16 protein-coding genes are annotated in these 13543 nt (G+C 71.5%); 9 read left to right on the plus strand and 7 right to left on the minus strand.

Going from position 1 to position 13543, the window contains the following annotated elements; all coding sequences use genetic code 11:
- Nucleotides 1-85 precede the first annotated feature (85 nt).
- From ACZ69M_RS34820 to ACZ69M_RS34855, 8 genes are all read left to right on the plus strand, one after another.
- Entirely contained in the window at nt 86-427 is a 342-nt protein-coding gene (locus ACZ69M_RS34820; RefSeq protein WP_470056239.1) for an antibiotic biosynthesis monooxygenase family protein, read from the plus strand.
- 132 nt (nt 428-559) lie between these two features.
- The gene (locus tag ACZ69M_RS34825; RefSeq protein WP_470056241.1) at nt 560-757 is read left to right on the plus strand and encodes a hypothetical protein; all 198 of its coding nucleotides are present in this window, start codon (nt 560-562) and stop codon (nt 755-757) included.
- Nucleotides 750-1286 (plus strand): GNAT family N-acetyltransferase, encoded by a 537-nt coding sequence (locus ACZ69M_RS34830; RefSeq protein WP_470056243.1) that lies wholly within the window; start codon nt 750-752, stop codon nt 1284-1286. The genes ACZ69M_RS34825 and ACZ69M_RS34830 overlap by 8 nt, the downstream gene beginning before the upstream one ends.
- Nucleotides 1287-1371: 85 nt before the next feature.
- The gene (locus tag ACZ69M_RS34835; RefSeq protein ID WP_470056244.1) at nt 1372-2877 is read left to right on the plus strand and encodes an ABC transporter substrate-binding protein; all 1506 of its coding nucleotides are present in this window, start codon (nt 1372-1374) and stop codon (nt 2875-2877) included.
- Nucleotides 2878-2918: 41 nt separating this feature from the next.
- A complete protein-coding gene (locus tag ACZ69M_RS34840) occupies nt 2919-4766 on the plus strand; it encodes an ABC transporter permease subunit (protein WP_470056246.1) in 1848 nt (615 codons plus the stop codon).
- Entirely contained in the window at nt 4763-6055 is a 1293-nt protein-coding gene (locus tag ACZ69M_RS34845; RefSeq protein ID WP_470056248.1) for an MDR family MFS transporter, read from the plus strand. The genes ACZ69M_RS34840 and ACZ69M_RS34845 overlap by 4 nt, the downstream gene beginning before the upstream one ends.
- Before the next feature lie 267 nt (nt 6056-6322).
- Nucleotides 6323-6952 carry a DUF5134 domain-containing protein gene (locus ACZ69M_RS34850; protein WP_470056652.1) on the plus strand — a complete coding sequence of 210 codons (630 nt, stop codon included), beginning with the start codon at nt 6323-6325 and terminating at the stop codon, nt 6950-6952.
- A gap of 122 nt (nt 6953-7074) precedes the next feature.
- Entirely contained in the window at nt 7075-7353 is a 279-nt protein-coding gene (locus tag ACZ69M_RS34855) for a hypothetical protein (protein WP_470056250.1), read from the plus strand.
- Nucleotides 7354-7466: 113 nt separating this feature from the next.
- On the opposite strand, the gene ACZ69M_RS34860 is transcribed toward ACZ69M_RS34855, so the two are convergent.
- The 6 genes from ACZ69M_RS34860 to ACZ69M_RS34885 all read right to left on the minus strand — a co-directional run bounded on the left by ACZ69M_RS34860 (nt 7467) and on the right by ACZ69M_RS34885 (nt 11789).
- Nucleotides 7467-7682: a heavy-metal-associated domain-containing protein gene (locus tag ACZ69M_RS34860; protein WP_470056252.1), complete on the minus strand. Its 216-nt coding sequence runs from the start codon at nt 7680-7682 to the stop codon at nt 7467-7469.
- 199 nt (nt 7683-7881) lie between these two features.
- Nucleotides 7882-9201 (minus strand): PepSY-associated TM helix domain-containing protein, encoded by a 1320-nt coding sequence (locus ACZ69M_RS34865; protein ID WP_470056254.1) that lies wholly within the window; start codon nt 9199-9201, stop codon nt 7882-7884.
- A 101-nt stretch (nt 9202-9302) separates the two neighbouring features.
- Nucleotides 9303-9884: a copper resistance CopC family protein gene (locus tag ACZ69M_RS34870; protein WP_470056256.1), complete on the minus strand. Its 582-nt coding sequence runs from the start codon at nt 9882-9884 to the stop codon at nt 9303-9305.
- Nucleotides 9863-10456, minus strand: coding sequence for a superoxide dismutase family protein (locus ACZ69M_RS34875; RefSeq protein WP_470056258.1), 594 nt, complete (start codon nt 10454-10456; stop codon nt 9863-9865). The genes ACZ69M_RS34870 and ACZ69M_RS34875 overlap by 22 nt, the downstream gene beginning before the upstream one ends.
- Before the next feature lie 204 nt (nt 10457-10660).
- A complete protein-coding gene (locus tag ACZ69M_RS34880) occupies nt 10661-11428 on the minus strand; it encodes a hypothetical protein (protein WP_470056260.1) in 768 nt (255 codons plus the stop codon).
- A gap of 145 nt (nt 11429-11573) precedes the next feature.
- Nucleotides 11574-11789, minus strand: coding sequence for a hypothetical protein (locus ACZ69M_RS34885; protein WP_470056262.1), 216 nt, complete (start codon nt 11787-11789; stop codon nt 11574-11576).
- Between the two features lie 295 nt (nt 11790-12084).
- Here ACZ69M_RS34885 and ACZ69M_RS34890 point away from each other — a divergent pair, with 295 nt between their 5' ends.
- Nucleotides 12085-12696, plus strand: coding sequence for a DJ-1/PfpI family protein (locus tag ACZ69M_RS34890; RefSeq protein WP_470056264.1), 612 nt, complete (start codon nt 12085-12087; stop codon nt 12694-12696).
- An 18-nt stretch (nt 12697-12714) separates the two neighbouring features.
- Here ACZ69M_RS34890 and ACZ69M_RS34895 read toward each other — a convergent pair whose 3' ends face one another.
- Nucleotides 12715-13542 (minus strand): ABC transporter ATP-binding protein, encoded by an 828-nt coding sequence (locus ACZ69M_RS34895; RefSeq protein WP_470056266.1) that lies wholly within the window; start codon nt 13540-13542, stop codon nt 12715-12717.
- Nucleotide 13543: the final 1 nt, after the last annotated feature.

Here is a 13543-nt window from a genome sequence, read left to right on the forward strand (position 1 = left end):
GGGCCGAGCGCGGGCTCGCGTCCGATCAGGGGAATGCGGACGCTTGCCCGCTGTCTACACCGCCCGTAAGGGGAGGATGGGAAGTATGACCGTTACCGCACAGATCAACAACGCTCGCCCGGTGGCGACGCTCATCAACGTCTTCACCGTCTCCCCGGAGCGCCAGATCGAGCTCATCGAACTGCTCGCCCGCGCCACCGAGGAGACGATGAAGCATCAACCCGGCTTCATCTGCGCCAACTTCCATGCCTCCCAGGACGGCGAGCGTGTCATCAACTACGCCCAGTGGGAGTCCGAGGAGCACTACCGGGCGATGCTCGCCAACCCCGAGGCCCGTGTCCACATGGACCAGGCAGCGACGATCGCAACCGACGTGCAGCCGCGGCTGTTCCAGGTGCGGTCGACGCACGGCAAGGGCACGCGGTGACCGGTCCGAACATAGGCGAGGGCGACCGGTACGGGTCGGCATCCCGACTTCGGTCGCCTGATCCACGACGAGGCAGCGGACACCGTGGTCTGCCATGTGTGCGGGCGGGCCTTCCACTCGCTGGGCGCTCATGTGAAGGTGCACGACTTGACTGCGGCGGAGTACTGGCAGGAGTTCGGACTGCTGCGCACCCGGGCCCTGAGTGCGCGGTCCTTCGCCTGCTCCACTGACCGGAATCACGCCGCTGTCAGCGCCCCGCCTCGTGCCAGTCCGATCTGTGCAACCACGCCGCCACACAGAGACTATTGCATATGCTTTGCAGGTGCTTGACTATCGCATCAGAACAGCCACCACGGCCCACCTCGACGAGGCGCGGGCCGTGATGCTCGACACCGTCTACCGGGACTTCGGGACCGGCTACGTGCCGCGCTGGCACGCGGACATCGTCGATCCGGAGTCGTTCTACGTCACCCCGCCCCGGCACACGCTGCTGGTCGCGGTGGACGAGAAGGACGGGACGGTGGCCGCCACGGCCGCGCTCGACGCACGGGGGCCCGCCCATCCGCCCAACCCCCGGTGGCTGGCTGAGCGCTATCCGTCGGGCGCGACCGCGCAGTTGCGGCGGGTGTACGTGCGCCCCGAGCACCGGCGGCGCGGGCTGGCCCGGCGGCTCGTGAACGGGTTGCTGGACTTCGCACGGGCGGACGGGAGTTACCAGGCCGCGTATCTGCACACCTATCCGCACTCGCCCGGCGCGATGGGGCTGTGGCAGGCGCTCGGTGAGGTCGTCTGCGACGAGCGAGAAGAGGCGCCCGGCGGCGGCAGCGGTGTCGTGCACTTCGAGATCCCGCTTGCTTGAATGAAAATCATGTTCATATGATGCCGGTCGGTGTCGGCCTAGACGCCCGCCCTGGGAAAGGGCCCCGAAAGACAGAACGAGGACCATGAGATCTCCCCGCCTTCGGCTGATAGCCGGTCTGCTGCTCGCCCCCCTGCTCTCCGGCTGTTTCTCCTCCTCCGGCGACGACTCGTCCTCGGACTCCTCCGACTCCGGCGAGGGCGGGCGCCTACGGGTGGCGCTCGCCTTCCCGCCCGCCGAGAACTACTCCTCCTACGGCCAGGACGCCATCGCTCTGTCCCGGCTCGGTGTCGTCGAGGGACTGACCCGGCTGGACGCCAACGGCACCGCCGTACCCGCGCTCGCCGCGTCCTGGAGCAGCGAACAGGGTGCAAAGAGCTGGCTGTTCACCCTGCGGGACGCCAAGTTCCAGGACGGCACCGACGTCACCCCGAAGGCCGTCGCCGCCGCGCTCACCCACGCCGCCGCGGCCGACCCCGCCCCGGCCGCCATCTCCGGTGTGAAGCTGAGCGCCGAGGCCGTCGGCGACGACCAGGTGAAGGTCAGCACCGCCACCGCCGACCCGGTGCTGCCGCTGCGGCTGACCAACCCCAACCTGGCGGTGTTCTCCCCGAAGGCGTATGGCAAGAACGGCAAGGTCAACCCCGTCGGTACCGCCACCGGCCCCTTCGAGCTCACCAGGATCACCGGCGACACCGCGGCCGCCCTGGACCGTTTCGACGACTACTGGGGCGGTCGCGCCCAGGCGTCCGGCATCGACGCGAAGTACGTCTCCGACGGCACCGCCCGCGCCAACGCCCTGCGCACCGGTGACGTGGACATCGCCGAGGCGCTCCCTGTCGCCCAGGTCGCCTCTCTGGACAAGGACACCGTCCACGAGAACAACACCGCCCGGAACACCAGCCTGTACCTCAACACCCGGACCGGCGTGTTCAAGGACGCCGGCCTGCGTGCCGCCGCCCGCCAGGCGATCGACACTTCCGCGGTCGCCAAGGGCGTGTACGAGGGATACGCCAAGCCCGCCCAGGGTCTGTTCGGCCCCGCCTTGACCTGGGCGTCCGGCAAACGGACCGAGCCGACCGGCCGGGCAAAGGCCGCCGACGCCAACGGAAAGAGCATCACCATCGCCACCTACAACGACCGGCCCGAGCTGGCAGAGGCCGCCCAGGTGCTCCAGCAGCAGCTGGAGAAGGCCGGCTTCACTGTGAAGCTGGAGGTGCGCGCCTACGCCCGTCTCGAAAGCGACCTGCTGGCAGGGAAGTTCGACGCCTCCGTCGTCTCCCGCAACATGATGCTGGACACCGGCGACCCAGTCACCGTCCTGGCCGGCGACTACACCTGCGACGGATCCTTCAACCTGTCGCTCCTGTGCGACAAGAACGTCGACAAGCTGGTCGCCGACGCCCAGGCCGAGTCCAACCCCGCCAAGCGCCAGGACGCCGCGATGAAGGCGGAGGCCGCAATCCTCGGCACCGACGCGGTGGTCCCCCTCGTCCACCTCAAGGTCGTCACCGGCATCGGAACGTCCGTCAAGGGCGCCGTACTCGACCCTTACGAGCGGGAGTTCGTCGGCACCGGGACCCGGCACTGAAGCCCGCAGCCGCACCCGTAGCGACCAAAGGCGCCGCCGCCTTGCGCGGCTTCGCGCGAGGCGGCGGCCCCACGCTGCTGTGGCGGGCTCTGCTCACGGCCGCCCTCGTCGGCGCGATCGGCCTGCTGCCCTGGCTCTCACGCACCGACCCGGCGCTCACCGTGCTCAAGGCCCGCTCGGCCGAACGGACCCCAACCCCCGAAACGCTTCGCGCCATTCGTAACGGAATCGGCCTGGACGACGGTCCGTTGGCACTTCTCGGGCGCTGGCTCGGTGGGCTGCTGCGTGGTGACGCGGGCCGGTCCTGGGTGTCGGACACCGAGGTGCTGCCCGCCACTGTGCAGGCCCTCGGTGTGTCCCTGCTACTGATGGCCGGTGCCCTCGTCGTCGCCCTGGCCACGGTCGCGGTGGTGTGTGCCCGCACCCTGTGGCTGGGCTCACGGCGCCGCCCCGGCGCTCGCGGCCCCGGCGGCACCGGGGCGGCGGTCCTGGCCGCGCTGCCCGAGTTCCTCGTCGCCTCCGTACTGGCCTCGGTCATCGGCGTGCAACTCGGCTGGCTGCCCGCGCTCGGCTGGTACGGCCCGCAGTGGATGATCCTGCCCTCCCTCGCGCTCGGCCTGCCCGCCGGGGCGGTCCTCGGGCGGATGCTGGACGACCTGCTGCCCGCCGCGTTCGCCGAGCCGTGGGCGCTGGCCGCCGCCGCGCGCGGCATCCCGCCCACACCGATCGCCCGGCAGGCGCTGCACCGCTGTGTGCCCGGACTCCTGCCCAACCTGGGCCTGTTCGTGGTCGGCCTGACCGGCGGATCGGTCGCCGTCGAGCAGATCTTCGACATCCCCGGCCTCGGACGGCTCACCCTGCGCTCCGCCCTCGCACAGGACCTGCCCGTCCTGCAGACCGGCAGCCTCGCCCTCGTCGTGCTCGCGGCCGTGACCGCGCTGCTCGCCCGGCTCGGTGTGCGGTGGCTGACCGGGCCCGCGCTGCGCGACGGCGCCCTGCACTCCCTGCACCGCCCCGCCCCGCCCGCACCACGTGTCGTACCCCTCGTCTACGGCCTGCTGCTCGCCGCCGTCATCACGCTCGGCATACCCCGCGACCCGCTCGCCCTCGACACCACCGCCCGGCTTCAAGCCCCGTCCTGGGCACATCCGTTCGGCACCGACTCGCTCGGCCGGGACGTGCTGGCCCGTATCTCGCACGGCGCTCTCAGCACCCTCGGCATCGCTCTGGCGGTGAGCGCCGCCGCCCTGGTGACCGGCGTCCTGCTGGGTCTGCTGCCCCGCCTGTCCGGGCCGCTGGTCGACACGGTGAACGCCGTACCGCCCGTGCTGGCCGCCCTCCTCGTCACCGGCATCGCGGGCAGCGGCCCGTGGACGCCGACCCTGGCGGTGGCCGTCGTGGCCTGGTCGCCGCTGGCCACCCATACCTCGGCCCTGCTGCGGCAGGAACGCGCCACCCTCCATCTGACCGCGACCCGGGCACTGGGCGCCAGCCGTGGTTACCTGCTCCGGCACGAACTGCTCCCAGCGGTCCTGCCGCCCGTGGTCCGGCACGCCCTGCTCCGGCTGCCCGGCATCACGCTGAGCCTGGCCGCGCTCGGCTTTCTCGGCCTGGGCGCACAGCCGCCGTCCCCCGAGTGGGGCCTGCTGCTCGCGGAGAACCGGCCCTACGTCGAACGGGCCCCGTGGGCCGTGCTGGCCCCTGCCGCCGTCCTCGCCCTCCTCGGCGCGCTGGCGGTGACGGCGGCAGGAGGGATGCGCCTGCCCCGGCGGAAGCGGACACCGGCGCCGCCACCCGCGACGCGCCGCGGTCCAACACCGCCAAACGCGCCCGAGCCGCCCCGTCCCGCCATCACCGCCGCACTCACCGCCCCGACGGACACCGCATGACAGAACCCACCTCCGGCAGCCCGACGCGCCCGGTCACCCCCGCCGCGAAACGCCCACGCGAGCGCGTCTGGAAGCATCTCTCGCCGCTGCTGCGCCTGCTGATCCTGACCCAGCTCGCCTTCAACATCGGCTTCTTCGCCGTGCTGCCGTTCCTCGCCGAACACCTCGGCACCGCCATCGGCATGGCCGGCTGGCTGGTCGGGTTCGTGCTCGGCCTGCGCACCTTCAGCCAGCAGGGACTGTTCGTGGTCGGTGGCTGGCTCGTCGACCGGTACGGCGTACGCCCGGTCGTCCTGACCGGATGCGCGCTGCGGATCGCCGGGTTCGCCTGGCTCGGGTACGCGCAGGCCCCCTGGGCGGTGATCGGCTCGGTGCTGTGCATCGGCTTCGCCGCCGCGCTGTTCTCCCCCGCGGTGGAGTCCGAGGTGGCCCGACAGGCGGTGCTGTGGGAGGAGCAGGGCCACGGTCCCCGCACCCGGGTCCTGGCCCTGTTCTCCGCCGCGGGCCAGGCAGGCGCGTTCGTGGGCCCCCTCGTGGGCGGTCTGCTGCTCGCCGTGGACTTCCGCGCCGCCTGCCTCGCCGGGGCCGCGGTATTTGTACTCGTCCTCGCCGGGCACGCCCGGCTGATGCCGCGGCACATCCCTGGCCGGGAACGGATCCGGGACCGGGGCGGCCTGCGCGCGCTGCTGCGCAACCGCCGCTTCCTCGCCCTGTGCTGCGCCTACGGCAGCTACCTGCTCGCCTACAACCAGCTCTACCTCGCCCTCCCCGCCGAGGTGGAACGGGTAACCGGCTCCCAGGCGGCCCTGTCCTGGCTGTTCGCCCTGTCCTCCCTCCTGGTCGTCTCGGCCCAACTGCCCGTCACCCGGTGGGCCGGCGAACGGCTCGACCTGCGCCGCTCCATGGCATGGGGACTGCTACTGGTAGCCGCCGGGTTCGCGGTCGTTGCAGCGGCGCGCCCCGCCAACTGGACCGGCCTCGCGGGACTGCTGCCCGCCGCCGGCTACGTCGTCCTGCTCACCCTCGGCCAGATGCTCATCATCCCGGCCGCCCGCGCCTGGGTGCCCGACCTCGCCGAGGACGGCCGCCTCGGCCTCTACACCGGCGCCCTTTCCTCCGTCTCCGGCCTCATCGTCCTCGCCGGCAGCTCGGCCACCGGCACCCTCCTCGACCTCGGCCTCCCGCCCGCCGTGCCCTGGCTGGTCCTGGCCGCAGTCCCCGCCCTGGCGGTGACGCTGCTGCCCCGCCGGCCCGCTCGACCCGCTCGACCCGCTCGACCCGCGAACTGAACACCGCCGTTCTCCCGGCCCGGACACTCGGCCAGGACCTCGATACCTCAGACCGAAGAGGCCCTCGTCGCCACCGGTGTGATCGCGCTCATATCGAACGCCCGGAACTCACACAGGTACCGCCCCGACCCCTGTTGGGGCCGTTCGTCAGGTCCACTTCTCACCTGGTGCGTCGGCCGTGGTTCTGTTCGTCGGCGCCGTGTGGCGTCCTGGAGTGGGGGTGGTCCGGTGATTGCCGCGAGCGGGCTGCGCTGGGTTCTCAGTCTGATGTTCGCCGTGCCTGTCGCATACGGCGTGTGGAGGCTTGTTCTGCCCGGAACGGGCGTCGCGCAGCGGGTGGATCACGCGCTGCACGCGGCCATGGGGGTGCTGATGATCGCGATGGCCTGGCCGTGGGGAATGGACCTGCCGGTCGTTCCGCAGGTCGTGCTCTTCTCCGCGGGCGCACTGTGGTTCATGGCCGCAGTTCCATTCCGCGCGCAGGGCGGATCCCGGGGCCGGGCGGTGGTGGCCGCCCTGCCGCACGCCGTGATGATGGGGGCCATGGCCTGGATGGTGTCGGCGATGGACTCCCCCGGGACGACGTCCGGCAGGGCGGGCTCGGGCGGGATGCACGACATGGCCGGAATGGACATGTCGGGTGGTTCGGGTCTCGCCGCCATGAGCCTGACGGGGACGGGCCCCGTCGCGACGACGGTGCTGCTCGCAATCGTCCTTGGCGTGCTGGGACTTGCCTGGCTGACGCGTGCGCTCGACCGGGCGCGGGGCAGGAACGGAGACGGTCTTCCTCCGGAGGACGACCGGGATACGGAGGCGGACGTCGTCGCTGTCCTGGCCCCCGCGTGTCATGCGGCGATGGCACTGGGGATGGCCGTCATGTTCGCCGTGCTCGCGTGACGCGGCCGGCTCACAGGAGAAACCTGTCGGTCAGCTGTTTGCCGCGCCTCCCGGTGGGGAGTTGACGGTCGAGCCGTCCATTGCCCGGCACACGGTGGGCGGGGAAACAGGGGTGAGGCGCCATGCCCGGAACTCTCGGCAAACAGGTGACCGTCGTTGACAAGGCGTGGCCCTGGGAACGGCCGGTCACCCGGGTGCGCGGGTGGACGGCAGTGGGCGAACACCTGGGCCGGGTCTGGTCCTTGGCCGTGCTGACGACGGTGGTCCTCATCGGGGGCTACGCCTGGCTGGGTTTCTTCGTCGGGCACGTGCCCGGGGCCCTGATCGGGGCCGCCGCGGGGCTGGTGACGAGCGGGGGCCTGCACCTGGTGGTGAACCGGGCCGTGTCCGGCCCGCGTTGACACCGTCCCGTTTCCGGGGCAGGGATGCCCTGGCACGTTGTGACGACAAGCTCTTCCCCCTCTCGGCCACCGAGGCCGAAACCTCCCCGGCGGCCGAGAGCGGAGCGGGTCCGTCAAGCCGCGACCGACTCCGTGACCTCGTATCCCGCCTCCACGATCGCCGCGCGCAGCCGCGCGTCGTCGAACTCCGTGCCGCTGACGGAGACCGATCCGGCCGTGACGTCGACGTCCACCTCGGTGACACCGGGGACCTGGGAGACCTCCTCGGTGATGCTCGCCGCGCAGTGCTCACAGCTCATGCCGGTGACGAGGTACTGCTTCTGTGTCATCGCGCAACTCCTGGGTGTCGGTGAGGCGTTCGTACGCCTCTTGGTACGGATGCACCGGTTCATGCGTTCATCCGGTGCCGTCCACCACTGCGTGGTGGCGCCGACGGGGCGAGTTCCCGGCTGTGGCGCGTGTCACGCTTCCGGAGCATTACCTACAGGGGCCGGGGCGCGGACGTTCCCGCCCCGGCCCTGTACACGGTCAGCCCACGATGGCGGATCCGGCCGTGCGGCGTTTCCGGAGTACGCCCACGGCCAAGTCGACGGCGAGGAACGCGGCCAGCGGTATGCCGAACAGGGGAATCACCCAGCCGACCACGGCAACCGCGACGATGCCCACGGCGACGGCCCAGGACGGCAGGGCGCGCCAGGCTCCGCGGGCGGGCGGGGTACCAAGGAGGGCACGGCGGTCGGAGCGGGTGGGGCGGCGCTGCCACCACATGCGGTAGCCCCAGACGATCACACAGATCAGGCCGATGGCGAGAAGGGCAAGGAGGATCTGGTTGACCAGACCGAAGAGGGTGCCCATGTGGGCGTTGATGCCCCAGCGGGTCAGCTTGGCCATCACCGGCCAGTCGGCGAAGTCGACACGGTCGGTCACGCGGTCGCCGGCGTCGACGGCGACGCTGTCGCGTCCGACCGGCCACAGGTTGCGGTTCTGTGTCACGGTCCAGGCGGTGGTGCTGTCCTCGGGTACCGCGATCTCCACCGGCCCGCCCATGCCGTCGGCACGGGCCGCCTTGAGGACGCCGTCTATCGCGGCCGGGTCGACGCTCTTCGCGGCGCCAGAACTTCCCGTGCCGGTCGTCAGGGAGGTGGCCACCGAGGGTGTGTGGGAGTGCAGCGCGTCCACTGCTTCGCCGAAGTTGGCGCCGGCGTAGCGCGACCATGTCAGGCCGGTGACCGAGAGGCCCAGCAGGCCGACCGCCAGCCAGAGTCCGGTGGCCGCGTGCCAGCTGCGGGTGCGCCGTACCCCCTTGTTCCCGGCCCGGTCCGGCAACAGCAGTCGGCGCGCGGTCCGCTTGCCGTGCCAGCGGCGCCACCACAGGACCAGACCACCCAGGACGAGCACCCACAGCCAACTGGCGGCGGTCTCCGAGTAGTACCGGCCGACGGTGCCGAGGTGCAGGTTGCGGTGCAGGGCGTCCAGCCACGTGGTGAGCGGGGTCTCGGCGTACCAGGTGGTCAGCTGTCCCTTGGCCCTGCCCGTGTACGGGTCGACGTAGACGGTGTGGGTCTTCTCGCCGAGTTCGGGCAGGGCGAAGTCCACCTGGGCCGTGTCGTCGCCGCTTCCCGGGCGTACGGCGATCAGCGTGCCTTTCGGGTACTCCACCCATGCGGCGGCCACGTGATCTGACAGTGGCACAGTGCTGCCACCGGTGTGGGGGACATGGAGTTCCTTGCCGTAGACGAGCGGATCCAGTTGGGGCGTGACGATGCCGCCACGTCGCCACTTCCCGTCCCGGTGCGGGCGGCGGGCTCGGCCGGACAGTCGCCACGACGCGGAGAGACCTCCGGTCACGTGCCGGGGGCGAACACCGCTGCTCCGGGCGCGGCCTGACCGCTACCGCACGACCGGACCGTCCGGACTTCCGCCTCGGGGACGGAAGTCCGGACAACGGGTCACTCCTCGGCGCCTCCTTCCGGTGTTCCGCGGCGCCGCACCGTGCGGGCGGCGAGGAATCCGCCGCCCGCGACCACGGCGACCGTCCCCGCGAGAGCTGCGATCGCCGTGGTCCGGCCGAGGCCCAGGACGGTGTACGAACCCGCGCCCGGAGCAGGCAGGCTCAGCTCCGCGCAGGCCGACGGGGTGCCGACGGGCTCGGTGCCGTCCGCCGCCTCGAACTGGTAGGCGTTGGTCTGGGCGTCCCCGTCGCCCGCGGTGATCGAGTAGGTGAGGGTGATGACGCCTGCGGGCAGCGGGGACACGGCGGCGCAGGCCGTGGTGTCGGTGAGGACGGGCCGTCCGACCGAGATGTTCTCGCCGCGCGGTCCGACCATCCTGATCTTCGGTGCCACGCCGGAGGCCAGGCTGCCGAACGTCAGCGCCACCACGTCGGTTCCGGCGCCGACCGTGGCGCCGGGAGCGGGCGTGGCGGTCTGGAGCGCGGTGTGGGCATGTGCGGGCGCGCCGGCCAGGAGCAGCAGCGCGCCCGCACAGCCGAGCGGTCCGGCCAGTGCCGTCAGAAGTCGAAGTCGGCGCATGCGATCCGGTTGTCCTGTGCCTCGTTGGGGTGGACGACGACCGCGACCGCGTCCTTGCCGGTCTTGCGGGAGTTGGTCACCGTGGTCATGCCCATACCGGACTTGTCGGCGGTGAACATCAGGTGGATCTCGTTGGGCGGCATGGTCGGGCCGCCCTTGTCGAACTGGAAGTGCCCGCCTCCGTTGTCGTCCGAGCAGTGCTGGGCGTGCAGATGCGCCATGTACACCTGCCCCGGCTTCAGCCCGGTCAGGGAGACGGTGACGGTGGTGCCCTTGGAGCCCTGTGCCAGCCAGGTCGTGCCCTTGACGTCGTTCATGCCCGGCGGGCGGGTGTCGAGCATCTTGAAGGTGCCCTTCACCACGGTCGCTCCGGACATCTTGTAGGCGGGAGTGGCCGAAGGGTCCCCCATCGCCTTGTCGGACATGCCCTGCATGCCGTGGGCGGAGGACGAGGCGGAGGCTCCGCTGTGGGGGGAGGCGTCGTCGGCCGAGTCGCCGCCGCAGCCGGTGAGAAGAACCGTCAGGGCGGTGGCGAGGACGGCGCCGAGGGCCGGGCGGAACCTTCGGCGCACGAGTCCGGGTGCCGGCGGACGGCAGGTTGTGGACGCGTGCGTGAACATGACGTGATGCATGGGAATCCCGATCGATGCATGGGAACACGCGCCGTCGTCCGCGGGCGGAGGGGCGCGTGCCGGGCCGAGGTGGACACGAACGCACGGAGCGCGCGGCAGCAGCGCACGTGCATCGTCCCTGTCTGCCCCGGCGGATCGAGGGGTTCAGAAACGCAGGGCGAAAAGCGGGCCGAAGGACGTGCGAAGGGCTGCCGAGCGACCCCGTGGCGGCCCTCTGCGGACGACGGCGTGTCTGAGCACGGCGACAGCCGTCGGCGAGGCCGGGGCGTCGTCCCGTGCCGGCCGGCCCGCGTGAGACCGCGGATCGGGTATGGGACGCCCGAGCAGACGGCGGACCCGCCGCAGAGGCGCGAACAGTAGGAGGGCCAGAGCCCGGCCCAGCCGGTACACCGCCGTCTCGCCGCGCCACAGCCACACCCCGCACACGACGGCGGCGAGCAGGTGTGCCAGGAACATCGCGGCGGCGCCCTGGCCGGCCGGGGTGGACAGCATCGGCAGGACGTGAGAGGTGCCTGCCGTCCCGCTGTGGGTCGTGGTCATGCCCGCTCCGGAGTGGTCCATGTGCATGACCATTCCGGAGTGGGAGAACATCGCGTGGTACATGCCGGAGGCGGATCCGGCCGCCGCGCGGGCCGGCCCGTGGACCATCTCGTGTGCCAGGTCGAACAACAGGTGCAGCAGCCCTTGCACGACGGTCGTGACACCGACCACGGTCACGGGGCCGCGTTCCCGGCCGCTGATCCACCAGCCGGCCGAGGCCGTCCCCGTGAACGCCACGCCCATGGCCCACCAGGGCAGCAGATCCCCGGACATCAGGGCGTGCCCCAGCGCGGTCATCACCACGCAGACGGCCGCGAAGACCGCCGCCGACAGCGCGCGCGGACAACCGGCGCGTTCTCCGGCGAAGGTCACGCGGCTCGCCCGGCGCGTTGCGCCGCGGCAGCTCCGGGACACCAGTCAACTCCTCGTACCGATGGGCTCATTGCCTCTTACGGACGGGAGCGCTCATTCATTCAGCTGCGCGGGGGTTCATCGTGATCTGTCGGAGGGACGGCGGTCAGGGGGTGGCTATGCCATCCAGCTTTCCGGCCTTCGCCTCCGCCACCAGGGAGGCGAACTGGTCGGCGCTCATCTGGACGCGCTGTCCGAAGTCGTCGGTGAGCAGGACGCGGCGGTCGGCGGAGGCACTGGGGTCGACGAACAGTTGCGGACAGCCGCAGTTGCAGTCTCCGCAGAAGGTCGCCAAGGGCTCCAGACCGGTGATGTCGTTCATCGTGCACTGCCTTTCGAGGGGAAGTGGGCAGCCAGGTACTCGCTGTCTCCTGGCCTCCGGTGGTGGCCGAGACATACCCGCGGGCGCGTTCGGACACGCCCCGGCGTGCGGGACAGTCGGGGCACGGTCCGGCGCGCCTGTGCGCCGTTTCGCACCTCGTGCTTCGCGTATCCCGTGTCCCGCCGGAACCAGCCGGGACTTGCGGACGACTACTTGGGGAGGCGTCAGCATTCGCGCGGCAGCGCGGCCCAGGAAGCCTGTCCCGGCGGCGGGACCCGCGCGCTAGGGTGTCGCCATGGCCGACGCGCTGACCATCGGTGTACTGCTCTTCGACGACGTCGAGGAACTCGACGTGGTGGGACCGTGGGAGGTGCTCGGGTTCTGGGCCTCCCACATCGCGACGGCGTCGGTGCGCATGCTGGCCGTCGGCCCGCACGTGGGCGTGGTGCGCGGTTCGAAGGGTCTCGGCCTGCTCGCCGACCACACGGTGGACGAGGCGCCGCCGCTCGATCTGCTCGTCCATCCCGGTGGCAACGGCACCCGTGCTCTGGTCAAGGACACGGCACACCTCGAGTGGCTGCGTGGCCTGCACGACCGGGGTACCGTCCTGGCGAGCGTGTGCACGGGTTCGCTGGTGCTGGCCGCCGCCGGGCTGCTGGCAGGCCGCCCCGCCACCACCCACCGCAACTATCTCGACAACCTCGCGCAGATCGACCCCTCGGTCGACGTGCGGCGCGGGGAGCGGTTCGTCGACGACGGGGCTGTTGTCACGAGTGCCGGGGTGTCGGCCGGGATCGACATGGCCCTGCACCTGGTGGCCCGTTACGACGGGCCCGAGGCGGCCGAGTCCACACGGTCGGGGATCCAGTACGAGGCCCCGGAACCCGTCCGGGATTCCGGGGCCTGACGCCGACTCACCGCCCGTTCAGCGGTCGGTGGTTCCGGCAAGGCGGACACGGTCGTCCTCCGGGCTCTCACCGTTCGCGAGGGGCCGGGCCGCGTAGGTGATGCGGATGACACCGTCGGCGTGCCGATCGGTGCTCGCGCGGACGCCGAAGACGTCGGCGAAGAGGTCCGGGGTCAGCACCTCCAGGACCGGCCCTGCCGCCGCCACGACTCCGTCCCGCAGCACGACCAGATGATCGCAGAGGCGGGCGGCGAGGTCGAGGTCGTGGAGCACGGCGAGCGTGGTGACGCCGGTGGCGCGGATCAGGTCCAGAACTTCGAACCGGGCCCGGATGTCGAGGTGGTTGGTGAGCTCGTCCAGCACGAGGAGCCTGGGGTTCTGAGCCAGCGCCCGTGCCAGCAGGACGCGTTGGCGTTCGCCTCCGGAGAGGGAGGCGTAGTCGCGGTCCGCGAAGGGCCGTACCCCGCAGCGGTCGATGGCGTCGGACACGGCTCCGTGGTCCTCCGGTCCGTCACGGCCGAGCAGACCGTGGTGTGGAGCGCGGCCGAGAGCCACGATCTCGCCGACGGTCAGGCCGGTGGTGTTGCCGCCGGCGTCCTGGAGAACGGCGGCCGTACGACGGGCCGCGGCGCGCGGAGACAGTTGCCACACGTCGTCCTCGCCCACCCGGACCGCCCCGTCCGCCGGGCGGAGTGAGCGGTAGACGGTGCGCAGCAGTGTGGACTTGCCGCTGCCGTTGGGCCCGACGAGGCCGACGATGTCGCCCTTGCGGGCCTCAAGGCTCACGTCACGCAGGATCGGATTGCGGTCCAGCGTGACGTGGAGCCGGTCGACGATGAGTTTCATG

The organism is Streptomyces sp. NPDC107454 (genome assembly GCF_055582885.1).

Excerpts from the sequence above, each read along its gene's own strand:
- ACZ69M_RS34820 (WP_470056239.1), top strand. The coding sequence starts at position 86 with ATGACCGTTACCGCACAGATCAACAACGCTCGCCCGGTGGCGACGCTC.
- ACZ69M_RS34835 (WP_470056244.1), top strand. The coding sequence starts at position 1,372 with ATGAGATCTCCCCGCCTTCGGCTGATAGCCGGTCTGCTGCTCGCCCCC.
- ACZ69M_RS34845 (WP_470056248.1), top strand. The coding sequence starts at position 4,763 with ATGACAGAACCCACCTCCGGCAGCCCGACGCGCCCGGTCACCCCCGCC.
- ACZ69M_RS34850 (WP_470056652.1), top strand. The coding sequence starts at position 6,323 with ATGTTCGCCGTGCCTGTCGCATACGGCGTGTGGAGGCTTGTTCTGCCC.
- ACZ69M_RS34855 (WP_470056250.1), top strand. The coding sequence starts at position 7,075 with ATGCCCGGAACTCTCGGCAAACAGGTGACCGTCGTTGACAAGGCGTGG.
- ACZ69M_RS34860 (WP_470056252.1), bottom strand. The coding sequence starts at position 7,682 with ATGACACAGAAGCAGTACCTCGTCACCGGCATGAGCTGTGAGCACTGC.
- ACZ69M_RS34870 (WP_470056256.1), bottom strand. The coding sequence starts at position 9,884 with ATGCGCCGACTTCGACTTCTGACGGCACTGGCCGGACCGCTCGGCTGT.
- ACZ69M_RS34885 (WP_470056262.1), bottom strand. The coding sequence starts at position 11,789 with ATGAACGACATCACCGGTCTGGAGCCCTTGGCGACCTTCTGCGGAGAC.
- ACZ69M_RS34890 (WP_470056264.1), top strand. The coding sequence starts at position 12,085 with ATGGCCGACGCGCTGACCATCGGTGTACTGCTCTTCGACGACGTCGAG.
- ACZ69M_RS34895 (WP_470056266.1), bottom strand. The coding sequence starts at position 13,542 with ATGAAACTCATCGTCGACCGGCTCCACGTCACGCTGGACCGCAATCCG.